Raw genomic sequence first — 21619 nt, forward strand, 5'->3', positions numbered from 1 at the left:
CGCCCGCCTGCCGGCGGACTCGCCCGCGGGCTAAAAACGCTCCGCGTTTTCTTGACGCCCGCGCCTCGACCGAGGTTCGAATCCATGCGATGCCGGCGTAAAAGAAAAACCCCCGTTGCCGGAGGCTTTCAATTTCAATTGGTGCGGCGTATAGGATTCGAACCTATGACGTTCTGATTCGTAGTCAGACCCTCTATCCAGCTGAGGTAACGCCGCAGCGCAAGACATATAAAACCACTTTAGTTCATTAGAGTCAAGCAAAATCTCAAACTTTTTTCGCGCGGGCCGCAATTTGTCACGCTGCACCACGAGCATCAGCGCTTTTCGTACGATCGATTGGCTTTTCGATCACATCGAACCCGACGCCAAGCTCCCCCAGAAGCGACCGCACCCGTTGGGCACAGTCGTAGTCGGCAAACGAAATGCTCAGCATTCGGGCCACCTGATTAGAAGATCCAACGCCATAGAAGTGCTCAAGGACAGCAAGCGCCTCATGCGCCACAAACGTCTCGACCACATGCGGCGACTCCTCATAGCACCATTGCGTCAATGGTCCCTCACTCGTCTGCCGAACCACCAAGCCACCCATACCCGACGGCTCGCACGTTACCAGCAGGTGCTCCCCGCCCTCATCGCTCTGGAACAACACAACCCGCTCGTCGAACAGCTCCATCACATCCCCTTTCTCTTGCTCTTAGTTAGCAAAAGCATAGCAGGTAAATGCATGTATACAGAACGTTTGTTCGTGTGTTTTCTATCGAGCTGTCCGCACGGCATGGTATAGCCGCACACAAAAAGGGCGCCCCTAAAAGGAGCGCCCTCGCAAATCCCCTATGCAGCCAAGTTACGCGACCGGCTCGATCTTCTCGAGACCGCCCATGTAAGGACGCAGAACCTCGGGGATCGTGATGGTGCCGTCGGCGTTCTGGTAGTTCTCCAGAATGGCAGCCATGGTGCGGCCGGCCGGCAGGCCGGAACCGTTGAGCGTGTGCAGGTAGCGCGAACCCTTGAAGTTCTCGGGGTCGCGATACTTGATGTTGGCGCGGCGAGCCTGGAAGTCACCGCAGTTGGAGCAGGAGCTAATCTCCTTGTAGGCGTTGTAGCTCGGCAGCCAGACCTCAACGTCGTAGGTCTGACGGGCAGAGAAGCCCAAGTCGCCGGTGCACAGGCTAATCACGCGATACGGAAGGCCCAGCTGCTGCAGCAGGTACTCGGCCTCGGCGGTCATGCTCTCGAGCTCATCGTCGGACTCCTCCGGCTTAGCGAACTTGACCATCTCGACCTTGTCGAACTCGTGCTGACGGATGATGCCGCGGGTGTCGCGACCGGCGGAACCGGCCTCCTCGCGGAAGCAGGGGGTGAAGGCGGTGTAGCGACGCGGCAGAGTGTCGGCATCGAGGACCTCGCCGGCGTGCAGGTTGGTAAGCACGACCTCGGCGGTGGGGATCAGGAAGTTGTCGCCCGAGACGTGATAGGCGTCGTCCTCGAACTTGGGCAGCTGACCCGTGCCAAACATGGTCTGACGCTTGACGACGATGGGCGGCCACCACTCCTTAAAACCACGGCTGGTGTGCGTATCGAGGAAGAAGTTGATGAGGGCGCGCTCCAGGCGGGCGCCGGCGCCACCGAGAACGGTAAAGCGGCTGCCGGAGAGCTTGTTGCCGCGCTCGAAGTCGAGGATGTCCAGATCGGTGCCCAGATCCCAGTGCGGCTTAAAGTCGAAGTCGAACTCGCGCGGGGTGCCCCAACGACGGCGCTCAATGTTCTCGTCCTCGTCCTTACCGTACGGCGTGGCCTCGCAAGGAATGTTGGGCAGGTGAGCCATGAAGTCGTACTGCTCCTGCTCGAGGGCGGTACGACGCTCGGCCAGACCGTCAATCTTCTCGTTGACGGCGCGCACGGCCTCCTTGGCGGCCTCGGCCTCGTCCTTCTTGCCCTCCTTCATCAGGGCGCCGATCTTCTTGGACTCGGCATTGCGCGTAGCCTGGAGCTCCTCGACCTCGGTGATGACGGCACGGCGCTCGTCGTCGAGCTCAAAGAACTTCTCGCGATCCCAAGACGTCTGGCGGTTAGCCATGGCGACATCGATGGCATCGGGGTTCTCGCGAACAAACTTGATATCAAGCATTAGATCCTCCGGCGATATACATTCCATTTAGGTTGCAACCTTGTACATGTATGGGCAAGTATATACTTATGAGCGTTTACGACCCAACTCAACTACGCAAGAAGGCACCCAATGGACGCAGTTTTTTCCTTTTTGTTTGGCACCCGCACCGGTTTTGCCATCCTTTTCGCCGGCGGCATCCTGTTATTTGCGATTCTTGCCTTTGTAATGGAGAAGCGCACCCATAAGATGTACGTCGACCGCGGGCCCAAGTCCGAGGATGAGGAAGACAGCTTCTGGGACTAACCTGCCAAAAAGGGCCAGGTTTATTTTGGTCGGTTTTATCTGGGCAAACGCAAGCGCCCCGCAACTGGAATTGAGCCAGTTGCGGGGCGCTTTTCGCTAAAAGGACAAAACCGCAGGAAAAACCTGCCAACATAAACCTGTCCCTAAATAGCAGGTTTTACTGGAGGGTTGCGTCGATTGCCTTGACCAGGGCGCTGCGCATGCCGGCGTCCTCGAGCGCGACGACGCCCTTGATGGTGGCACCGCCGGGCGAGCACACGGCATCCTTCATCGCTGCGGGATGCTGACCGGTTGCGAGCTGCAGCTTTGCCGTACCCAGCACCATCTGGCTCACAATGCGATAGGCATCAGCACGCGGGATACCGTGCTTGACCGCTGCATCGCCCAGGGCCTCGATTGCCATAGCGACAAATGCCGGAGCGCAACCACCCACCGTGCCGCCCACGAACAGCAGGCTCGTATCGAGCTCGACCACCGCACCGAGCTTGCCAAGCAGATCAAGCACCACTGCGCTCTGCTCATCACTAAGCGTGGAAGCCTTCTCGCAAGCGATGACGCCCTCGCCCACCGAAACCGGCGTGTTGGGCACCGTCGAGATATGCGCGACGCCCGGCAGGACCTGCTCCCACTTGGCACTGTCCCAGGTCCAGGCAACCGACAGAACGACCTTTTTGGCAAGAGCATCCTTGAGCGGGGCGAATACCTTCTCGATCATGTACGGCTTGACCGCAGCGACCACGATATCGGATGCGGCGACAACCTCGGCGGCATCGTGGCAGGCGACCATGCCGCGCGCCTCGCAGCGCTCAACCAGTGCGTCGTAGCGACCCGCGCAGGCGCACATGTCGCTCGCAGCTACACCGGCAGCGATCCAGCCATCGGCCATAGCGCTCGCCATATTGCCAAAACCGACAAATCCAATCTTCATATCGCATAGTCCTTTCAGACACATTCCTCAAAACGAAAGGTATTGTCCCACGCCATTGTTTCGTATTGCCGACCTATTTGTGATACGGCTCGCCACGACTGATCTTGCAGGCACGGTAAATCTGCTCCAGCAGCACCACGCGCGCCAGGTTATGCGGCAAGGTAATGCGTCCAAAGCTGAGCATCTCGTCGGCTCGTGCGCGCACGTCATCACTCACGCCGTCCGATCCGCCAATCACAAAGGCGATATCGCTGCTGCCTCGCAGCATAAGATCGTCGAGCCTCGCCGAAAACTCCTCGCTCGAGCGCTCCTTGCCCTCGATAGCCAGCAGGATCACATGCGCTCGAGATGGCAAGGCGGCAAGAATCGCCGCCCCCTCCTTGTCGCGCGCGGCATCCACGCCGCCCGCCTTAGCCGGGTCGATATCGGCCACCTCGCGGATATCAACCTTGGCATAGGCACCTAGGCGCTTGGCGTACTCAGCGCACGCGTCCTTCCAAAAGCGCTCCTTGAGCTTACCGACGCAAACGACGGTGTATTTCACGCGCGTCTACTCCTTCGAATCGTTTTGAACTTTGCCGGCGGCCAGCATCTGCTCGAACATCGAGGCCGACTGCGAAAAGTCGCTCGGCAGCACGACCGTCGAGGTTTTACCCGTGCGAGCGAACTCCGTCATCATCTCGGACCACTGCGTAAACATGAACAGTTGGTTGGCCTCGTCATTGCCGACACCCGTCTCCTGGATGATCTCGAGCGAATCTTTGATACCCAGCGCGATGGCCTTGCGCTGGTTGGCGATGCCCTCGCCCGCCTTTTCCATAGCCTCAGCCTCGGCGGTCGCCTCGGTGACGCGCTTGATGCGGTCTGCCTCAGCGAGCTCCTGTGCCGCAGCGCGCTTGCGCTGGGCGGCGTTGATGTCGTTCATGGAGTTCTCAACCTCGGTCGGCAGTGCGATTTTGGTGATGAGCGTCGACACGAGGGTGAAGCCGTAGGCGGCCATCTGCTCGGAAACGGTAGCGTTGACATCCTTGGCGATGTCGTCCTTCTTGGCAAAGACCTCATCGAGTGTGTAGACGGGAATCGAAGAGCGCAGGGCGTCGGTGATGAAGTCACGCATCTGGTCGACGGGCTCCTGCAGCATATAGTAGCTCTTGTAGATGCCCGAATCTGCCGGGCCGGCGCCCATGTCATAGCTCACGTGGTACTGAGCAGAGACCTCAAGGCCGATGGTCACGTTGTCCTGGGTCTTAACGTCGATGCCAAAACCGTTTTTCATGGTTCGCAGACTCACCGTGGCGGCCTTGCGGTCGATCACGGGCACCTTCATGTGGAAGCCCGCGTTGACGATGCGGTTAAACTTGCCCAGACGCTCGATGATCACGGCATGCTGCTGTTCAACGACGTAGCAGGCGTTGGGAAGCAGCAGCAACAGAATGATGATGGGAATCAAAAGGCTGGTAAGGGCAGCGATGATACCGGACAACAGCATGGTCTCTCCTCTGATAGGCACACGTTGGCATTAGGATACCCGCACGAAGCAGCTGTGTGACACCAACAAGAGGACCCGTGGTCAAAAAAGGCCAAATATGAGTACTGTTACCAGTTTAGTAACAGCGTATTTGGGTCAAAATCGCCTCGTTGAACCCGAGGTCTATCGAAATTACTTCATTTTGTCTCAAGGTTGAGCCAAATTAGCGTACATCTGTTGCGCAAAATGAGCAAAAATAGCTTCATGAAATGTCTCTATTTTCATGTCAGTACTCATATTTGCCACTTTTTGACCACAGGGACATCTACCGCGCGAAATCGATATGTCAAATCTGCCAAAACGGCCCATAACAAAAAAGCTCCCATTGCTGGGAGCTCTTTCAATCAATGGTGCGGGCGAAAGGACTTGAACCTTCATGGGGTTGCCCCCATACGGACCTGAACCGTACGCGTCTGCCAATTCCGCCACGCCCGCGTGCAGGAATTAGAATAACGGAGCGCCACCACGAACGCAAGAACTATTTTTGAAAAAGTTTGCAGGCATTCTCCCAAGCGGCTTGCGCGATTGTTTCGGCGTCCTCACCAGTGCGATCGACACGGTCGTTAACCAGCGCGTTTGCCGTAATGGAGATCATTGCGGGCTCGCATTCAAGACCGCGGATGGGCTCCGGAGCCATATACGGGCAATCCGTCTCGAACAAAATTCGATCGAGTGGGGTTGCCGCAAATGCCTCGCGCACGTCGTCGTTGCGCTTGAAGGTGGCCGCACCACCATAGGCGATATAGCAGCCCAGCTCCACAAAGCGCTCCATCGTGGCGCGGTCCTCGCCAAAGCAGTGCAGCACACAACCGGCCTGGGGCACGCCCACCTCACGAAGCACGTTGTAGGCGTCCACGTGCGAGGTGCGCTCCTGGTCCGTGTCCTCGTGACGCAGATGTAGCTCCACCGGCACGTTACGGCACACGGCAAGCTCGAGCTGGCGCGCCATGCAGTCAATCTGCACGTTATGGGGTGCCGGCGCGATATCGTCGTCATAGTCCATGTGGTAGTCCAGGCCGATTTCGCCAATACCGGCGCATAAGGGATCATCGAGTGCGGCAACGACCTGTGCGTGAACGTCGTCGGCATAGTCCGGCGCGCCATACGGATGCACGCCGGCAAGATACTTGATCTGCGGGATATCCTGCATCGGCAGAATCTCGCGCGTCAGCCAGTCGCTATAGTCCGTCACGCTGCGTTTATCAGCGATGGGGTCGAACATCGTCACCAACAGGTCGACGCCCGCCGCCTTGGCACGCACGAGCGTCTCAGGCACATCCTTGCCCCAGAACGAAAGCAGATGCGCATGCGTGTCGGCAAGCGGTGCCAAGGGCACGGGACAAGCAACCGTCTTCTTTTTCTTGGTAAACGTCACACGTTCGGCATTAGGCATCATGGATTAGCTCCTGGGCCAGACGGACAAAGTCAGCAACATCAAGCGTCTCGGCGCGCGTGGTGGGTGCAATACCGCAAGCCTCAAAGGCAGCATCGAGCACGTCCTTGGCAAAGCCGTTGGCGCTCATGGAATTGCGGATGGTCTTGCGACGCTGAGCAAATGCAGCATCAATCACGCGGGCCACAAATTCGCGATCGAGCCCCTCGGGCACCACGCCGTCAACACGGTCGATACGCGCGACGGCCGAGTCCACGTGCGGCGCCGGCATAAAGCAACGCGGCGGCACCTCAAAGCGACCCGTCACCTGCGCGTACAGGCCGAGTTTTGCCGTGTAGCCGCCATAGGTCTTGTTACCGGGCGTTGCGGCAATGCGATCGGCAACCTCCTTTTGAACCATGACGACAGCGCGCTTAAGCGCGGGCATCGTCTGGAAGAACTGAAGGATGATCGTCGCCGCCACGTTGTAGGGCAGATTCGCGACAAACACCGTCGGCGTACCGCCCGCAACCTGCTCAATCTGCTCCGGGCCCACCTTGAGCGCGTCGCCCATGATAAAGCGGAAGTTGGCGTAGTCGGCGGCGTGAGCATCGAGCACCGGCTCGAGCTCGGGATCGGCCTCGATCGACGTGACGCACGCCGCCTCCTGCAACAGCGCAAGCGTGAGCGTACCAACGCCCGGACCAACCTCGAGCACGCGCTCATCACCTGCAAGCTCGGCAAGCTCGCAAATGCGCTCAATTACATGGTTGTCGATCAGGAAGTTCTGGCCCAGGCGATGCTTGGTCGCAAGGCCAAACTCCTCCAGCAGCTCCCTGGTGGCCGTGGGGTTTGCCAAAGGCGAAGTTGTCATGGTTGCCTCCTTAGCATGATGGCGGCGTCTTGAAACAAAAGGGCATGGACCGTGGCGGCCATGCCCTTACAGCTAAACAGCAAATTGCCGATATGGCGCGCGGCGTCTTAGCCCAGACGCGGGAACAGCGGCTCACCCTTCTCGACGGACTGACCACCGGCAAGCAGGCCCCAAGTGCAAATGCCCTTGAGGTCGTCGCTCGCGGCCTCTTCCTCGCAGGACAGGCGACGCAGGGCCTCGGCAGAAGTCTGGGGCATGAGCGGCATCAGCAGGTGAGCGGCAATGCGGATGGCCTCGAGCAGGTTGTAGATCACAAATGCCAGCTCGTCAGCCTTGGCCTCGTCCTTGGCAAGCGCCCAGGGCTCGGAGTCCTCGATGTAGTGGTTGGCGGCATGGATGAGCTCCATGACCTCATCCTTGGCTCCGCCGTAATCGAGCACGTCCATCTTGGCCATGTAGCGCTCGACCAGGCCATCGGCGATCTTTGCCAGCGGGTTGTCGAACGCATCGAACGACGCGGGCTTGGCGGGCGCACAACCGTCAAAGTACTTGCCGCTCATGTTGAGCGAACGCGAGATAAGGTTGCCCCAGCTGTTGGCCAGGTCGGCGTTGTAGACCTGCTCCATGCGATCGAAGCTGATGGCACCGTCGGTGCCGGGGACGACGTCGGTCATGAAGTAGTAGCGATAGCCCTCGACGCCCAGCATGTCGATAACGTCCTGCGGAGCGATGGCGTTGCCGCGGCTCTTGGACATCTTCTCGGCCTTGCCGGTCTCGGCATTGCGCACGGTCAGGAAGCCGTGGGCAAAGACGTGCTCGGGCAGGGCCTCGCCGATGGCCATGAGCATGGCGGGCCAAATGACGCAGTGGAAGCGGATGATGTCCTTACCCACGATGTGGAACTGCGCGGGCCAGCGATAGGCCAGCTCGGCACGCGCCTCGTCGGTGTCGACACCGTAGCCGACAGCCGTCATATAGTTGAGCAGCGCGTCGAACCACACATAGGTCACGTGGCCCTCGTCAAACGGAACCTGAATGCCCCAGTCAAAGCTCGTACGGCTCACGGAAAGGTCGTTGAGGCCGCCCTCGACAAAGCTGCGCACCTCGTTCATACGGAACGCGGGCTCGACAAAGTCGGGGTGCTCGTCATAGAGCTTGAGCAGCTTGTCCTGGAAAGCGGAAAGCTTAAAGAAGTAGGACTCCTCCTGCACGCGCTCGAGCGGACGGTGGCAGTCGGGGCACAGGTGCTGGCCGACGCTGCCGTACTCCTCGTCACCCTTCTGGACCTGCGTGTCGGTGAAGTAGGTCTCGTCAGGCACGCAATACCAACCGTCGTAGCTGCCCTTATACAGGTAGCCGGACTCCTTCATGCGCTCCCACAGGTACTGCACGGCATGATGCTGGCGCGGCTCGGTGGTGCGGATGAAGTCGTCGTTGGAAATCTCGAGCTTGCTCCAAAGCTCCTTGAAGTGCGGGGCCTGGCTGTCGGTCCACTCCTGCGGCGTCATGTTGTGCTTGGCTGCGGCCTCGGCGACCTTCTCGCCGTGCTCGTCCATGCCGGTCAGGAACTTGACGTTATAGCCGGCGGAACGGCGATAGCGAGCCTGAACGTCGGCGATGATGGTGGAATAAGCCGTGCCCAGGTGCGGATCGGCGTTGACGTAGTAGATGGGCGTCGTGATAAAGAACGAAGGCTTGCTTTGATCCATGGGGTTTGTCCTCCAGAAAAACGTTGCATACAGAGGATGATTCTAGCGCAAGGGTTGGATATCCTCCATCTATTGCATATCGAGCACCATGGCATAGACATCGCGCTTGCGGCGCGAATACTTCTGAGACAGGCGCTTGGCCACCGCAGAGGCGGGCTCCCCCTCCTCGAGCGCGGCGCGGATATCCTCGCGCAGGGCCTCGTCGGGATCCGCTGCCGCGGCGCCAACCGGCACGATACCGGCCTCCTCATCCTCGCTCGGCGGCGCGATGACCAGCGCAATCTCGCCCTTTACCTCGCCGCGAGCACGCAGCTCCTCGGCAAGCTGGGCGGCAGATCCGCGCAGGACCTCCTCGTGCAACTTGGTGAGTTCGCGGCAGACGGCAACCTCACGCTGGGGAAAAACCTCGGCCACGGCTTCGAGTGTCGCCACGATGCGATGTGGAGACTCGTAGAAGATGAGCGCGCCGGGCACCACGGCAAGGCGCTGCAAACGGCGCACGCGGTCACCGTGCTTTCGGCCCAAAAAGCCCTCGAAGAAAAAATGCTCGCAGGGAATGCCGGACGAAACAAGCGCCGTGACGCAAGCAGAGGGCCCGGGAATAACTTCGACGGGCACATCGGCCTCACGCGCCGCCTCAACTAGCGCCTGGCCGGGATCGGACACGCTCGGCATGCCGGCGTCCGAGGCAAAGGCGAGGGTCTCCCCCGCCAGCAGACGGTCGACCAGGCCGGCGGCGCGGCTGGCGATCACATTCTCGTCGCAACGGACAAGCGGCTTGGAAATGCCCAGGTGCATCAGCAGCTTTGACGTCACACGCGTGTCTTCGCAGCAGATGACATCGGCAGCGGCAAAGGCTTCGCCAACGCGCGGGGACAGGTCGCCCAGGTTGCCGATGGGCGTGCCGACCACATAGAGTTTGCCCGTATGGGCGCTGTTTTGCGTCATATCAACCTATTCAATCATGCCGCGCTCGAGCGTACCGAGCGCCGCGCGGGCGTCCCATGCTGCAATGCGCTTCTCGGTCTTCCACGTTTGGAAGAACCAACCGGCAGCCGGCGCAAACGAAGCCAGCTGGTTGGCGATAAACACGCGCTCGTAGGCATTGCGGCCCTCGGGCGTAACCGACGAGTTGGCAAAGATCGCCGCGCCCGACCATTCGCCCACCAGCACGGGGAACCCAGTTGAAATCGCTTCTTTAAGCTCGCGCTTGTTACGCGAAATCGCCGTCGTCAGCCCGCGGGGGCTCGTGATGTCGAGCGCATGCTCGTCGCGGTAATGGTACAGGTGAAGGTCCATGTAGACGTTCTTGTACTTAGTGCCGCGCATAAAATGCTTCCACTCGCTGGGATGCCCCGACGACGAGAAGACGACGATCTTATCCTCGGGCATATACGAACGGACGAGCTCATAGGCATCGCGATAGAAGTTGCGCAGGTAGTGCGCCGGAATGCCATCCGTCATGGTGAAGAGGCTCTTGCGGACACTCATCTGCGGCGTATCCAGCAGCTCAATGCCCAGCAGGCTCTCGGCCTCGCCGTAGCGATCGGCCAAGCGCTCGAGCACGTCGAGTGCGACATGACGACCGTTGGTGGACGAATGCCACTCGGCGACAGCCTCCGGCGTGGTGGGCGAATCGTTGGAATCGCCCTGGCCACCGGGCACAGTTGCTAGATCAAGCAGCACGCGGATGTCGTACTTGGCAGCCCACTCAATTGCACGGTCGATGTAGTCGACAACCGAGATGTAGGACGCATCGGACTCCTGCGAGCCAAAGGCATACCAGGGTACCGGCAGACGCACGGCATTGAGGCCAATCTGCGCCATGCGGCGAAAATCGTCCTCGCTCACAAACGTCTCGTAATGACGGCGCATGCGCTCGTTATAGGCGGCGGTGCCCATGGCCTCCTGCAGCTCGGCCGCGTTGGATGCACCGGTCGCCGCGTATAGCGACGGGGTAACCCAAGGCTCGGGAATGAACCAGCCAGAGAGATTAACGCCGAGTATCCTCTCCATCACTGCCCCCTTCGGATCGTGCAGGCCGAGCCTGCATCGTATTGCATAGGAAAAGTATCGTTTTGAGTATACCCGCGCGTGCGGACAGACGACCGAACGGTCTGTAAAGTGGCGCAAAAGCGGGAGGAATGTCTGAGCGGGCCCGAGATGGCGCGCCGAGATGTGCACGCACGTCGGAAGCAAGCGCCGGAAAGCGCATCCCGTTTTATCAATCAATAATGGGGTGCATTTTCCGCGGAACCCCACATAAAAGAAAAGGACCCCTTTGCAGAGGTCCTCGTCAATTCAGGGTGGCGGGGAAGGGAATCGCGTCCGCGCGCTGCGCGGACGGACCGCTGCGGCGCTTGCGCGCCTTGCGAGCTACGCTGGCAAACGCTTGCGCGTTTCCTCAGCTCCGCGCCCTCACGGGGTTCGATTCCGTGTATGGGCTACATAAAAGAAAAGGACCCCTTTGCAGAGGTCCTAGTCAATTCAAGGTGGCGGGGAAGGGAATCGAACCCCTGACACGAGGATTTTCAGTCCTCTGCTCTACCAACTGAGCTACCCAGCCATTTGAGGTGTGCCTTGTTTCAAGGCTTGATTAGTATAACCAAGGACGCGCTCCGGTCAACCGAGAATTTGAAAAAAGTTTTTGAGCACGGCGTCAGCCATAAGTCTGATCCTATAGAGCAGCACGTCAGAGGCATCAACCGGCCGCAAGAAGTTTTTCGCTCAGGGCTGTACGGGCAAACTCACTTGGCGTCATTCCTTCAGCCGCCGCCCGTCGACGAATCGCCTCCTTCATCCCTAGGGGAATCTTGACCGATAGCGTTACCGTCCCCTCGCTTGAGAGTGGAGGCCGCCCGTGCACGATCCCCCCAACGGTATGCTCGCCGTCCGGAAACTCGCCATGCTCGTACGACTCGCACCACGTGTCAATCATTTCATCCGTTACAACCTGACCATTGGCAGCCGTATACGCCTTGCTCATCATCGACCCCTTCCGTCAGGTGCTTTTTAGCGTTGGGATGGATCTCAACATCCATGCATCTTCTCCTCTATCTTACCCAATTTCGTATGACGAAAGTCCGCTGTCGCCAATTCTTACGCCGGCACTTGTTGGAGGGTGGGAGGTGTAGCGAGGATTGAAGGGCGTTCCAGTACCGCCCAGGCACCGGGACAGGAACACATGCGCCAGGGGCGGACGTTTTCGTAGCGCGCGAGAATGTTGCCGCTACGGTCGATAAAGGCAATGTCGATGGGGTAGGCCATAAAGCAGGTGTGGACCGAAGAGCAGCGTGGGAACGCCATGACGAGCGGCAACCCGTTTGCGGCAATCGGCGACCGTCCCAGCATGCCGCGCAGGCGCACGGCAAACGACTCCGCCACCACAAACTCGGCAGGCGTCCAACCCAGCCTGTTGAGCGCCCGCGCGTAGGCAATGTAGGATGAGACCGCGGTCACATGACCACCCCCGGACGCCACGGGTCAACTGTCACTGCGCGCTCGTGCGACAACTGTGCCGGTGCCCCCAGCGAAACGCCGGCGATGCTGAGCGAGCTCGGCCACGGCTCGTAGCGCATGGTGCAGGTATAGGTCCTAAACGTACCGGAAAGCGAAAGCAGACCGCCATCCGATGTCGTCGTACCCTGCTCGCTCGAGACCTCGATCTGCAGGTCATAGCCTTCCATGGCATGTTGAATCTGAGCCTGAACGGTCACGGAGGCATCGATGGAGTCGTCGTCTCCCTCCCCGCTCGGAGCCACGGCGTGCGCCAGCACGATATCGGGCACCACGCGGTCGAAGCGCGCGACCGCACCGGCAAAGACCATGACGTTGTATACGATAAGCGCCAGAACCAGCAGGACGGGCGTGACCACGGCCATCTCGACCGTCGCCTGGGCGCGCTCCTCGCGCAGGCGCTTGCGGATACCCATTACGACCCACCGCCCAGGGCACCCGCCAGCGTGGCAACATCGACGGTAAGTGGGATGGAACCGCCGCCGGGCAGCGGAATCTCCGCTAGCGTGAACACCGTGCCGCTGATAGTGCGCTCGACTTGATATTCCAACGCCTCGCAAAGTGCCTTGGGGTCGGTCACGCCCAGCGGAATACTTCGTAGCTTGTCCTGCACTTTAGAAAGACCTGTGATGTCAGACCCAGGGCTCTTAATGACATTGGCGGTGTCGGTCAGCACCGGCTTTCGCAGGCGCAAGTCGCACGGCTCCAAGCCCAGCGCCGCCACGGACGCCGAAACGGTATCGCCGAGCCACGATGCAATGGAGCCCAGCCCGCCACTGTTCCCTCCCAGGCCATCGATCATCTCATCCATAAGCTCGTCGGCCGAGCCCTGGATGTCTCCGTATCCCACAAGCAGCCGTCCCCAAACATCCATGACACCATCGAGTACGCCGGCAACGCCACCCGAACGCTCCTCCAGCGTCGAGAAAAACCGCGAGAGAACGTTGTTCTGCGCCGTCGCGTCATCGGGCGCCAGCACCGCAGCAGAGATCGCGCCGTGATCGCCAAGCCTGACTGCCGTGTTAAACGAAGAGTTGAGCTCATCGGGGCTCGAGATGGCACCCGAAACCGCAAAGGCAACCACGCCGTTGCGACCGGGCGGGGCGATACGCGGACGCTCGCCCGAAAGCGCTTTAATGGCCTCGTCAAACGCATTGCCCGCACGGTCAGCCTCGTCCTCGGTCTGGCGCATGAGCTCAAGCTCTTTGTTGCGGCATTCGACGTAGTCTTCCAGAGCGTCTTTGAATCGATCAAAGTGGTACTCGAAGCCGTTTTCGATAGAAGTCGAAGGCGCTGCAACGGCGCCGAGCGACGAAACACCAAAATGGCATCTGTTGCATTTGTCCTGCCCGTCATAGGCAGCGACCGAGGCTAGCCCGCCTGGCGTCCCTTTCTTATAGTTGGGGCAGCTCGTTCCATAATGCAGATACGTTTTGCCATCATTGGCACTGGTTGGCCACACCGCATCGGTATAGAGTTCCGTCGCTCGCACCTCATCAGTGTTGCGCGGCAACAGCGGGATATAGGAAGCGACTTCATCTCCGTCCTCGGTTACATATGCACGATTGACCTCTGTACTCGCATAGGTGTAAAACGCCTTGCGCGCCGCCGACTCCGCCTTCGTCTCGACGCTTGAACCCTGAGGTTTTTCGTCTGCCAGACGCTGACGGTAGTAAGCTTTTGCGCGGTCGAGCGCCACCTGTGGCTCCCACGCAACGCTCGAGGCATAATGCGGGTTCTGCTCACCTGAGAGCTTTGCCAAGCTCCCCGCGCGTTCCCACATGCATGAACAGCTACCGACCGAAGCCGGAACCGACCCGCCGCAATCCGCAAGCCAGGCGCGTTCTTTTGCTTTCGCCGTCTCCTCCGAGGCTTTCCGCAGCTCATCTGCTGCGCGTTCCAGATCTTTCGATGTGTCTTTAATCGCATCGGTCGAAATCTCGGATCCCTCGAGCGCAGCAAAATCCGACTCGGACGTCCTGGGCACGGCAAGCGCCGTACCGGTATAGGTCACGCCCTCGGTATCCTGCGCCGACACGGCCTGCGTAGCTCGCGCAGCGACCAGATACGGCAGAGCCGTCTCGATTTTCTGCAGGCCCTTGGAGGCGCTTTTGGCAAACTTATTGCGCGTTTTAATAATCTCGATTCCTGTGTCGACCATATCGCCCGCGGCAAGCTCGGCACCTGGAATAAGAATGGCGACCAAGCCGGCGCCGATCGTAGCAAACCCCGCCAGCCCCAAACTCAAAATGCTCGCATCCACCACCGTCGCAGCCGTGTGGTAGGACGACACCACATTGGCGCCTGCCAGCGCGCCGCTATCGGCAGCCACCTGGGTGTCCCCCGCGCGCGACATGCTCCATATCGCCGCCGTCGACGAAAACAGCAGTGTGAGCACCACCAAGATGACCACCGCAGAGGAGAGCGTGGTATAGGCACCGTCTTCGATAAACAGGTCGATCCCGGCTCGACCCATAAAGCCGCCTCGCTTGCAGCGAGCACGCGGTCGGCAACGGCACGCAAGCCCCCTCGTCACCTTCAACAGGCAGCGCTTAATCCCATGCAGCAATCCATGAATCATAATCTCCCTCCAGCCACTCGGGACGCGATCGATACGAGACGTCGACCTTAAGCTCGACATAGCCGTTTTGACCCGCACTACCCACTGCCTGCGCAAACGCACCGATCACGGGCAGCGGTTTAACCTTGCCGGTAACGGAAACGGACGAGACGCCGCCCGCACCGGCCCGGCCAAGCTCGATATCCCACGACAACGGCCCGCCGGCATGAAAGATCGAAACGCTGGGCACCGCGGCAAGCCGGCGGCGGGTGAACTCCTTAAGATCGTCGTCCTCCGCCGTCGTCGTGGTCATGAGCCGCGCGGTCTCGGCGGCGGCAGACTCCATGACCGCGCGCGTATAAAGCAGGCACACCGGTTGCAGGGCGAGAAGGATGAGCGTCAAAAACGTCGGCAGCAAAAAAGCGGCCTCGACCGTAGACTGCGCCCGGTCCTCGCGCGCGATATCAATACAACGCGATGTCCTTAGCGCCCGCAGCGGCGTCGATAACCGACGTCGAGGCAACGCCATGGGATGCCGCCCGCTCAACCAGCGCCGCCAAGCGTCCATCGGTGCCAGCACGCCAAAGTCCCGCAATCGCCAGCACGATCGATAGCAGCGCCACCGTGACGATGGCGTATTCCACAGTCGCTTGGGCAACCTCTTCACGCAGAACGCCATGCATTTCACGATCCCTCCTTTGAGCTTATTGTTTGCGGGCTCAGGCGGATCACGCGCAGGCGGCACGAGGCATCACCGGCATCCGCGGCAACCGTCACCATATCGACCCAGCCGCGCCCATCGCGCACGATGGCGCCCCATACGTTGCCCTTAATATCAAGATAGCCGCTCAGGGCGAGCTGGGCCGTTGGCACCTCGCGGTAGGCGCGTAACATATCCGCCGCTGCCTCGGTCATCGGTCGGTCCTCAGACCATGCAAGCCGGACCGTAATCGCGTTGTCCCCAGGCGAATCCGTCGCAGTGCCAGACCGCTTGTCGAGCGTCCGCAGAAAGGTTTGCGCCGTGACAGCGACATCCGAATCGTCCGCATCTCGCATCTCATCTTTTTGAGACGCTACCGCCGAATCTGAGCCCGAATCGAAGGCGGCCCCAGGACGCTGCTGCCGCGCGGCGTTAAGCCCCCAAAGCACCGCCGCTATCGCCACGGTCAGGCAAGCAAACACCAGCAGCACCCCGATGGGGCGCTCGCCCTCTACAGGCTGTTGATGCCCTCGCTGATAGCGTTCCATAGATCTTGGACCTTGCCTTTAAATGCAACGATGGCAATAATCGCGATCACCACAAGCACGCCCACCAAAATGGCGTACTCGGTGGTACCCTGCGCGCTCTCCTCCTGCAGTAGCTCCCCGGCATGCTGGCGAGCGCGAATTGACTGGCAAACAGCCCAGCTCCAGACCTTGCCAGCAGCGTCAGTCATCGTGTTCATGTATTCCTCCCTACATCATCCCGCCTGCTCCCAGCAGCGGGCCCAATATGGACAGAAGCAACGCCGGCAAGATGAGCGTGCCGGTGGGAATCAGCAGCTTGACGGGCGCACGCTCAATCTCGCGCTCGACCGCGGCGCGATGAGCCGCACGGATCTCGCGACTTTGAGCGGCCAACGTCTCGGCAAGTGGGGCACCCAGGGCGAGCGCCTGCCCCACCGTGATGGCAAAGGTCTCGAGCGCTCGCACGTCCAGGTCGCGCGCGGCGGCCAACAACTCGTCCTCACGCGTGCCCACGCCCACCTGCCACGCCATGCAGGCCCGCTCAAGGCGAAGAGCCAGCACTGACCGGCGGTTGGCGCAGAAAATCTCAAGCGCCGCATCAAACGAAAGACCGGCCGAAAGGCCCAAGCGCACAACATCGATCATCTCGGACACTTCGCCAAGCGACACTCGCGCCGGGCCGCCCGCTCCAACCGCGCCCTTCACTCGCGCGGTCAGGGCATCGACCACCGAGCGACCCGCGGCAGCGACCAGCACCGCCTCGCGCTTGCAGGCCCCTGCGATCTTGCGCGCATCCGCCCGATCCAAACCCGTCGCGACAAATACACTCAGGGCACACAGGCAAGCCACAACTGCAACCAGGGCGCTCATAGCTCCACCCGCATAATGCGCCGGATAACCACCAGGGCAACGACGTTGAGGGCTAGACCCAGCACCACAGCGCCCGCACCGGCAGGCGTCGCAAGACCGCGACGAAAATCTGCCGAAAGCAGCGCCAACACCGCGCACATGCCCGCCGGCATCGCCGCGACCATATGCGCAGACATGCGAGCCTGCGACGTCTTAACATCCAGGCGGCGCTTGAGCTCAATGCGCTCCCCCACCATGCTCGACGCCTCGGACAGTAAGTCGGCAAGCGGAGCGCCGGTGCGCTGAGACACCTTAAGCGCCAAGGTCACAAGCGAAAGGCCGGGGGCATCGATGCGCACGAGCAAGTCATCGAGCGCGTCGGTCGCCGAGATGCCGCAATCGATCGCCGCCGCTACCCGCAAAAACTCGGTATGTACCGGCTCTTGCGCATGAGCGCCCACAAAGCGCATGCCCTGGGCCAGCGAATGTCCCGAGGCAAGCGACATGGAAAGTGCGGTAAACGCCTCGGGCATGGCCTCTTCTGCATCGTGTTGCTCGCGCCGGCTCTCAAAGCCATCCCGAGCGGCGCCAACGGCAATCGGAGCAACAAGTCCCAAGGCAAATCCGAGGGGCGATAACGACACCATCGTTAGTAAAACGCAGCAGACACCGCTCGATAGCAGCAGAAACGCCAAACGCCCCGAAGCATCTTCAATCACGAGGCCAAAGCGATGCGCCGGAGCCAGCGATGCCCACGAACGGGCGATCTTTTTCAGCAGATCGTTTTCCACCAGCTCACGCGGCAGCTTCTCTGCCACCGTCTCGAGCGCCTGACGCGCCAGCTCCGCCGGCGGTACCTGCGGCACACGAGGTTCCGCCCCGCACGCCGTCGCAACAGAAAACCCTGCCAAACCCCCTACGACGAGGGGCACAGCGACCTCCATTCGTCCACCTCCTCTTGTGTGAGCGTCCCCGACCGCAGGCCTTCTGCGATAAACGGCGGCTCGCGGTCAAGCTTCCAGGTGCGCTCGGCGGCATCGAAAGTCACATAGCGCTCGAGTTCTACGCCGCCCGACGCGGCGCGACGCACCCCCGAATACGAGGAGACGAAACGCCTGCCATCGGCGTGGCGCTCGGACATCACGATGCCGTCGAGCGCCATGGCAATCTGCTCCTCGATGAGCTCGCTCGGCAGATCGATGCCATAACGTGCAAGCAACGTCAGACGCACCACGGTCTCCTGTTCTGAACCCGCATGAAGTGTGGTGAGCGACCCATCGTGGCCCGTGTTCATGGCCTGCAACATGTCGCAGCACTCGGCACCGCGCACCTCGCCCACCACGATGCGGTCGGGGCGCATGCGCAGGGCATTGGTCACCAGGTCGCGGATCGTCACCGCGCCCTCGCCCTCAATTGAAGCCTCGCGCGCCTCTAGGCGCACCACGTGCGGATGATGCGCAAACTTGAGCTCGGCAGAGTCCTCGATCGTCACGATGCGCTCGCCGGTGGAAATCTCGCATGACAACGCGTTGAGCAGGGTGGTCTTACCAGACCCCGTGCCTCCCGCAACCGCCAGGTCCTGTCGCAGCGACACCGCGCACGACAGCAGCTGCGCATACCAAAGCGGCAGCGACCCCAGCCCCACAAGCTCGTCCAGCGAGCAGATACGGTCCGAGAACTTTCGGATGGTGAGAATCGGTCCGTCAATCGCCACAGGCGGAATCACCGCGTTGACGCGATAGCCCGTTTTGAGGCGGGCGTTGACGATGGGGCTGCGCTCGTCGATACGGCGGCCAAGTGGCGAGATGATGCGGTCGATAAGCACACGGATCTGTTCATCATCCTCAAACGCATGCTCGATGGGGTGCAAGACGCCGCCGCGTTCAAAGAAAGCCGAGCGGCAGCCGTTGATCATGATCTCGGTAACGGTGTCGTCCTCGATGAGCGGCTGCAACGGCCCCAGGCCCACCACGTCATCCAAAATCTCGTCGATGATGGTCTCGCGCTCGGTCGTCGCGAGATCGGTCGGTTCCTCAACATTGAGCGCCGCCTCCACCGCGGGACGCAATTCCGAGCGGGCAAGTGCCGGGTCGATATAGGCGCTGATACGCGCCACTTCGTCGTAACCCATGCGGTCCATCACGGCGCGCTTGGTGCGTCGTTTCACCGCGCGGCGACGCCCCGCATCTACAGGCGCTGCCCCCGCTGCAGCGCCGGCAGCCTTAATCCTCGTTTGCAGGCTCATCGCTGATCACCCTCGCGCGACCAGGGAAGGCGGATACGCGGGCGTTCGGTGCGCGTTGCACGGTCGGCGACCATATCGCTCCAAGGGCCGACGGCGCACCCCAGTTCCACGAGCATCTCGCGCGTGGCCTCGCGCACGCTGGTCGCAAAAGCGCTGGTCTGCCCCACTGCCTCGTCAGCGCGTCCAAACGCCATGAGCGCGGCGAGATCCTGCCCGCCATCGGCGATATGAATCTTGGAGCTCAACGCACAGGCAATCTCAAAGCGCATGGCGACGTCCTCGTCTGCCCCGCGCGCACCGAACCGGTTGAACACGGCGCTCATGCGCGTGCGCGGCACACCCACTCGACTTGCCAGTTCAATGACGCGCGACGCCGATGTCGCGGACGACACCGCCGCATCGCCAACGACCAGGCAGCGGTCGCTCGCCGCCACCGCAGCCGCCACGGCATCACCCCAAAAGACCGAGGTGTCGACAAAGACCACGTCGGATTCGCGACGCAGAACATCAAGCAGTAGCTCCACCGGACGTGCCATGAGCTCGGCTTGCTCGGGCGCCGCGACGGGACCCCAGAGCGTAACGCCCGGCGCCACGCGCATCGATGCGGCTACGATATCTGGCTCGGCGAGCGCGCCCGCCGCCGACGGCTCGATAAGTGCCGCCATATCGCGCGGAGCATCGACGCCTAACAAGTCGTAAAGGTTTCCAAACATCAGGTCCAGGTCGAGCACGGCGGCACGCAAGCCCAACAGCGACGATGTGTGTGCCATGGTGGCAACGATCGTCGACTTGCCGCAACCGCCCGAACCCGAAATGGCGCAGATGACCGGAGCTCGGTGCGGCGAAGCGGCAGCGTCTGCCGGCGGCATCGGAGGCGGCGGGGCGGGCGTCGGCGGCAGCGTCCCCGTCTCCCCCGCCGCAACCACACGCTGCGTCCAAGCCGGCATGGCAGCTTGTTCGGTCTGCGAGGCAGGCTCGTTCTGCACAATCTGCTCATGCTGCATCAGCGACAACTCGCCGCACCCGGCAAAGCCCTCAACTTCGTCGAGTTCATCCGCCAGATTCACGCCGTGCACGTATCCCAAATCTACAGCCGGGGAGTCGCCAGCATGCTGCGCCGGCCCTCCAGCGTCATCGTATACAAGGGGGTTCCGGGGGCGCCGACCATGCTCGGCTTCCGCTTTTCCATAATCATCAACACGCGGGCCTCTTGTAGCGCGAGGCGCCCCGGGTTCCCTATCAACAAAAGCATCGGGCTCAATCGTCATGCGCCGATCGGAATCAACCGCTCCCTCGCCCGCGCGCCCGTTGCCGCATATACTGTGCGCAGCGATGACCTCGGTCGCCCCTGCGCGAAACAGCCCCTCGATATCCGACGGATCGAGTGCTTCTATCAACACGACCACGCGACTCACGCGGCCTTCGGCCGTCAGGCGCGCAACAGTCTTGCGCACGTCTTCGGTATCAAACAGAGACGCCGCGATGATGGCAGCTCCGCGGCGCGACGGAAACGCCCGCGCCATGGAAACCAGCCCGTCCAGGTCACCCACGCGAAGCACCTGTGCACCCGTATCACGGCCCTCGACTTCCCGCTGCAACAGCCCGTAATCGCCGCACGCGCAGCACGCAAGCCAGATCGCCTTCATCACTCGTCGCCTCCACTCTTTTTGCCGCGCGCCGTGGCGGGAATCGTCAAGCTGACCGTTCCCTTGCCCGAGGCTCCCAGCAGTTCCTTGACGTCTTCGGGGTCAGCCGCCAGCGTCACCCATTCGATCTTGCCCTCGCGCGTGGCACCGGAATCCTCACTGGTATCGATCACGTACGCACCGCACAGCCGATCGGTTACGCCGTCTTTTTGCACATATACATCCACGTAGCTGCCCACGCCCGTAGCACCGCCGACCGAGTGCTCGGCATCGACCGCCACCGAAACGGCGACCTTGCCCTTAGGCACCTCGAGCTTGTGGCTCTCGGCCTTGGTGTAGACATTGCAGATCACGGCGTTTTTGGGAATACGCGAAGTCGTCACGTCGCCGCGCACCTGGCGCAGCTCGGTCGCCGCGTCACGCGGCAACAGGCTCGTCAGCCATTCCTGGGTTATGACATTGGTCTCATCGAGGGTCTCGCCCACATCGATATCGCGCGCCGCGACGCATACCTCGACGCGATCGCCACCGTACTTGGCCAAGGTCTCAGCCTGGACCTGTTCGGCTTGCGAGCGGATCGACGAGCCGTAAACCATACAGAGCAGAGCAGCGAGCACGCCCGCGACCAGACTGATGGCGATGCGCTTGCTCTTGTTCACGGCCGCTCCTCTCATGGCAGTGCCGGGCGAATGCCCGTACCACCATTGTCTGGGCGGTCAGAGTACAAAGCGGCGCAATCGCGATCTTGGTTT

24 protein-coding genes and 3 tRNA genes are annotated in these 21619 nt (G+C 61.1%); 1 reads left to right on the forward strand and 26 read right to left on the reverse strand.

Going from position 1 to position 21619, the window contains the following annotated elements; translation table 11 throughout:
• Positions 1-139 precede the first annotated feature (139 nt).
• From DXC52_RS08325 to serS, 3 genes are all read right to left on the reverse strand, one after another.
• A tRNA-Arg gene (locus tag DXC52_RS08325) sits at positions 140-216 on the reverse strand.
• A 79-nt stretch (positions 217-295) separates the two neighbouring features.
• Complete coding sequence (locus DXC52_RS08330; RefSeq protein ID WP_117746889.1) at positions 296-673, reverse strand: hypothetical protein; 378 nt, start codon at positions 671-673, stop codon at positions 296-298.
• A 171-nt stretch (positions 674-844) separates the two neighbouring features.
• Positions 845-2128, reverse strand: coding sequence for a serine--tRNA ligase (serS, locus tag DXC52_RS08335; protein WP_022094532.1), 1284 nt, complete (start codon positions 2126-2128; stop codon positions 845-847).
• 111 nt (positions 2129-2239) lie between these two features.
• Here serS and DXC52_RS10145 point away from each other — a divergent pair, with 111 nt between their 5' ends.
• Positions 2240-2413, forward strand: a complete 174-nt coding sequence (locus DXC52_RS10145) for a DUF6724 family protein (protein WP_006235069.1) — start codon at positions 2240-2242, stop codon at positions 2411-2413.
• Between the two features lie 157 nt (positions 2414-2570).
• Here the strand turns inward: DXC52_RS10145 and proC are convergent, their stop codons facing one another.
• The 23 genes from proC to cpaB form a co-directional block, all read right to left on the reverse strand.
• Complete coding sequence (gene proC / locus DXC52_RS08340; RefSeq protein WP_055285927.1) at positions 2571-3341, reverse strand: pyrroline-5-carboxylate reductase; 771 nt, start codon at positions 3339-3341, stop codon at positions 2571-2573.
• Positions 3342-3414: 73 nt separating this feature from the next.
• Complete coding sequence (rlmH, locus tag DXC52_RS08345; RefSeq protein ID WP_117746890.1) at positions 3415-3885, reverse strand: 23S rRNA (pseudouridine(1915)-N(3))-methyltransferase RlmH; 471 nt, start codon at positions 3883-3885, stop codon at positions 3415-3417.
• A gap of 6 nt (positions 3886-3891) precedes the next feature.
• The gene (locus DXC52_RS08350) at positions 3892-4830 is read right to left on the reverse strand and encodes an SPFH domain-containing protein (protein WP_117746891.1); all 939 of its coding nucleotides are present in this window, start codon (positions 4828-4830) and stop codon (positions 3892-3894) included.
• Positions 4831-5217: 387 nt separating this feature from the next.
• Positions 5218-5304 (reverse strand) — tRNA-Leu (locus tag DXC52_RS08355).
• 43 nt (positions 5305-5347) lie between these two features.
• Positions 5348-6265 carry a TatD family hydrolase gene (locus DXC52_RS08360; protein ID WP_117746892.1) on the reverse strand — a complete coding sequence of 306 codons (918 nt, stop codon included), beginning with the start codon at positions 6263-6265 and terminating at the stop codon, positions 5348-5350.
• A complete protein-coding gene (gene rsmA / locus DXC52_RS08365) occupies positions 6255-7115 on the reverse strand; it encodes a 16S rRNA (adenine(1518)-N(6)/adenine(1519)-N(6))-dimethyltransferase RsmA (protein WP_117746893.1) in 861 nt (286 codons plus the stop codon). The genes DXC52_RS08360 and rsmA overlap by 11 nt, the downstream gene beginning before the upstream one ends.
• Positions 7116-7222: 107 nt before the next feature.
• Positions 7223-8824, reverse strand: a complete 1602-nt coding sequence (metG, locus tag DXC52_RS08370) for a methionine--tRNA ligase (protein WP_117746894.1) — start codon at positions 8822-8824, stop codon at positions 7223-7225.
• Positions 8825-8893: 69 nt separating this feature from the next.
• Positions 8894-9772: a 16S rRNA (cytidine(1402)-2'-O)-methyltransferase gene (rsmI, locus tag DXC52_RS08375; RefSeq protein WP_117746895.1), complete on the reverse strand. Its 879-nt coding sequence runs from the start codon at positions 9770-9772 to the stop codon at positions 8894-8896.
• A gap of 6 nt (positions 9773-9778) precedes the next feature.
• On the reverse strand, positions 9779-10840 hold the full coding sequence (locus DXC52_RS08380) for a glycoside hydrolase family 5 protein (protein ID WP_117746896.1): 1062 nt from the start codon (positions 10838-10840) through the stop codon (positions 9779-9781).
• Positions 10841-11317: 477 nt separating this feature from the next.
• Positions 11318-11390, reverse strand: a tRNA-Phe gene (locus DXC52_RS08385).
• Positions 11391-11525: 135 nt separating this feature from the next.
• Positions 11526-11810 carry a CopG family transcriptional regulator gene (locus DXC52_RS08390; protein WP_117746897.1) on the reverse strand — a complete coding sequence of 95 codons (285 nt, stop codon included), beginning with the start codon at positions 11808-11810 and terminating at the stop codon, positions 11526-11528.
• Positions 11811-11923: 113 nt separating this feature from the next.
• Complete coding sequence (locus tag DXC52_RS08395) at positions 11924-12283, reverse strand: DUF192 domain-containing protein (RefSeq protein WP_233504910.1); 360 nt, start codon at positions 12281-12283, stop codon at positions 11924-11926.
• The gene (locus DXC52_RS08400; protein WP_117746898.1) at positions 12280-12756 is read right to left on the reverse strand and encodes a TadE/TadG family type IV pilus assembly protein; all 477 of its coding nucleotides are present in this window, start codon (positions 12754-12756) and stop codon (positions 12280-12282) included. Before DXC52_RS08400 ends, DXC52_RS08395 begins: the two co-directional genes overlap by 4 nt.
• Positions 12756-14816 carry a hypothetical protein gene (locus DXC52_RS08405; protein ID WP_117746899.1) on the reverse strand — a complete coding sequence of 687 codons (2061 nt, stop codon included), beginning with the start codon at positions 14814-14816 and terminating at the stop codon, positions 12756-12758. The genes DXC52_RS08400 and DXC52_RS08405 overlap by 1 nt, the downstream gene beginning before the upstream one ends.
• A 76-nt stretch (positions 14817-14892) precedes the next feature.
• On the reverse strand, positions 14893-15429 hold the full coding sequence (locus DXC52_RS08410; RefSeq protein WP_117746900.1) for a TadE/TadG family type IV pilus assembly protein: 537 nt from the start codon (positions 15427-15429) through the stop codon (positions 14893-14895).
• Entirely contained in the window at positions 15365-15583 is a 219-nt protein-coding gene (locus DXC52_RS08415; RefSeq protein WP_022094024.1) for a hypothetical protein, read from the reverse strand. The genes DXC52_RS08410 and DXC52_RS08415 overlap by 65 nt, the downstream gene beginning before the upstream one ends.
• Before the next feature lies 1 nt (position 15584).
• Positions 15585-16148, reverse strand: coding sequence for a hypothetical protein (locus DXC52_RS10015; protein ID WP_158554624.1), 564 nt, complete (start codon positions 16146-16148; stop codon positions 15585-15587).
• Positions 16112-16345, reverse strand: a complete 234-nt coding sequence (locus DXC52_RS08425; protein WP_117746902.1) for a hypothetical protein — start codon at positions 16343-16345, stop codon at positions 16112-16114. Before DXC52_RS08425 ends, DXC52_RS10015 begins: the two co-directional genes overlap by 37 nt.
• Positions 16346-16355: 10 nt before the next feature.
• Positions 16356-16997: a type II secretion system F family protein gene (locus DXC52_RS08430; protein WP_117746903.1), complete on the reverse strand. Its 642-nt coding sequence runs from the start codon at positions 16995-16997 to the stop codon at positions 16356-16358.
• The gene (locus DXC52_RS08435) at positions 16994-17842 is read right to left on the reverse strand and encodes a type II secretion system F family protein (protein WP_233504912.1); all 849 of its coding nucleotides are present in this window, start codon (positions 17840-17842) and stop codon (positions 16994-16996) included. Before DXC52_RS08435 ends, DXC52_RS08430 begins: the two co-directional genes overlap by 4 nt.
• Positions 17843-17892: 50 nt before the next feature.
• Positions 17893-19221, reverse strand: coding sequence for a CpaF family protein (locus DXC52_RS08440; RefSeq protein ID WP_117746905.1), 1329 nt, complete (start codon positions 19219-19221; stop codon positions 17893-17895).
• A complete protein-coding gene (locus DXC52_RS08445) occupies positions 19218-20867 on the reverse strand; it encodes a P-loop NTPase (RefSeq protein ID WP_117746906.1) in 1650 nt (549 codons plus the stop codon). Before DXC52_RS08445 ends, DXC52_RS08440 begins: the two co-directional genes overlap by 4 nt.
• On the reverse strand, positions 20867-21526 hold the full coding sequence (cpaB, locus tag DXC52_RS08450; protein ID WP_022094089.1) for a Flp pilus assembly protein CpaB: 660 nt from the start codon (positions 21524-21526) through the stop codon (positions 20867-20869). The genes DXC52_RS08445 and cpaB overlap by 1 nt, the downstream gene beginning before the upstream one ends.
• Positions 21527-21619 lie beyond the last annotated feature (93 nt).

Source organism: Collinsella sp. TF05-9AC (genome assembly GCF_003438495.1).
GTDB lineage: Bacteria > Actinomycetota > Coriobacteriia > Coriobacteriales > Coriobacteriaceae > Collinsella.

What these genes read in the sequence shown, in the direction of transcription:
- DXC52_RS08430 (WP_117746903.1), bottom strand. Translation starts at nt 16,997, where the DNA reads ATGAGCGCCCTGGTTGCAGTTGTGGCTTGCCTGTGTGCCCTGAGTGTA.
- metG (WP_117746894.1), bottom strand. Translation starts at nt 8,824, where the DNA reads ATGGATCAAAGCAAGCCTTCGTTCTTTATCACGACGCCCATCTACTAC.
- DXC52_RS08415 (WP_022094024.1), bottom strand. Translation starts at nt 15,583, where the DNA reads ATGCATGGCGTTCTGCGTGAAGAGGTTGCCCAAGCGACTGTGGAATAC.
- DXC52_RS08425 (WP_117746902.1), bottom strand. Translation starts at nt 16,345, where the DNA reads ATGAACACGATGACTGACGCTGCTGGCAAGGTCTGGAGCTGGGCTGTT.
- DXC52_RS08350 (WP_117746891.1), bottom strand. Translation starts at nt 4,830, where the DNA reads ATGCTGTTGTCCGGTATCATCGCTGCCCTTACCAGCCTTTTGATTCCC.
- DXC52_RS08330 (WP_117746889.1), bottom strand. Translation starts at nt 673, where the DNA reads ATGGAGCTGTTCGACGAGCGGGTTGTGTTGTTCCAGAGCGATGAGGGC.
- DXC52_RS08440 (WP_117746905.1), bottom strand. Translation starts at nt 19,221, where the DNA reads ATGAGCCTGCAAACGAGGATTAAGGCTGCCGGCGCTGCAGCGGGGGCA.
- rsmI (WP_117746895.1), bottom strand. Translation starts at nt 9,772, where the DNA reads ATGACGCAAAACAGCGCCCATACGGGCAAACTCTATGTGGTCGGCACG.
- DXC52_RS08390 (WP_117746897.1), bottom strand. Translation starts at nt 11,810, where the DNA reads ATGAGCAAGGCGTATACGGCTGCCAATGGTCAGGTTGTAACGGATGAA.
- rsmA (WP_117746893.1), bottom strand. Translation starts at nt 7,115, where the DNA reads ATGACAACTTCGCCTTTGGCAAACCCCACGGCCACCAGGGAGCTGCTG.
- DXC52_RS08405 (WP_117746899.1), bottom strand. Translation starts at nt 14,816, where the DNA reads ATGGGTCGAGCCGGGATCGACCTGTTTATCGAAGACGGTGCCTATACC.
- DXC52_RS08410 (WP_117746900.1), bottom strand. Translation starts at nt 15,429, where the DNA reads ATGGCGTTGCCTCGACGTCGGTTATCGACGCCGCTGCGGGCGCTAAGG.
- DXC52_RS10015 (WP_158554624.1), bottom strand. Translation starts at nt 16,148, where the DNA reads ATGGAACGCTATCAGCGAGGGCATCAACAGCCTGTAGAGGGCGAGCGC.
- DXC52_RS08445 (WP_117746906.1), bottom strand. Translation starts at nt 20,867, where the DNA reads ATGAAGGCGATCTGGCTTGCGTGCTGCGCGTGCGGCGATTACGGGCTG.
- proC (WP_055285927.1), bottom strand. Translation starts at nt 3,341, where the DNA reads ATGAAGATTGGATTTGTCGGTTTTGGCAATATGGCGAGCGCTATGGCC.
- DXC52_RS08380 (WP_117746896.1), bottom strand. Translation starts at nt 10,840, where the DNA reads ATGGAGAGGATACTCGGCGTTAATCTCTCTGGCTGGTTCATTCCCGAG.
- DXC52_RS08400 (WP_117746898.1), bottom strand. Translation starts at nt 12,756, where the DNA reads ATGGGTATCCGCAAGCGCCTGCGCGAGGAGCGCGCCCAGGCGACGGTC.
- serS (WP_022094532.1), bottom strand. Translation starts at nt 2,128, where the DNA reads ATGCTTGATATCAAGTTTGTTCGCGAGAACCCCGATGCCATCGATGTC.
- DXC52_RS10145 (WP_006235069.1), top strand. Translation starts at nt 2,240, where the DNA reads ATGGACGCAGTTTTTTCCTTTTTGTTTGGCACCCGCACCGGTTTTGCC.
- DXC52_RS08360 (WP_117746892.1), bottom strand. Translation starts at nt 6,265, where the DNA reads ATGATGCCTAATGCCGAACGTGTGACGTTTACCAAGAAAAAGAAGACG.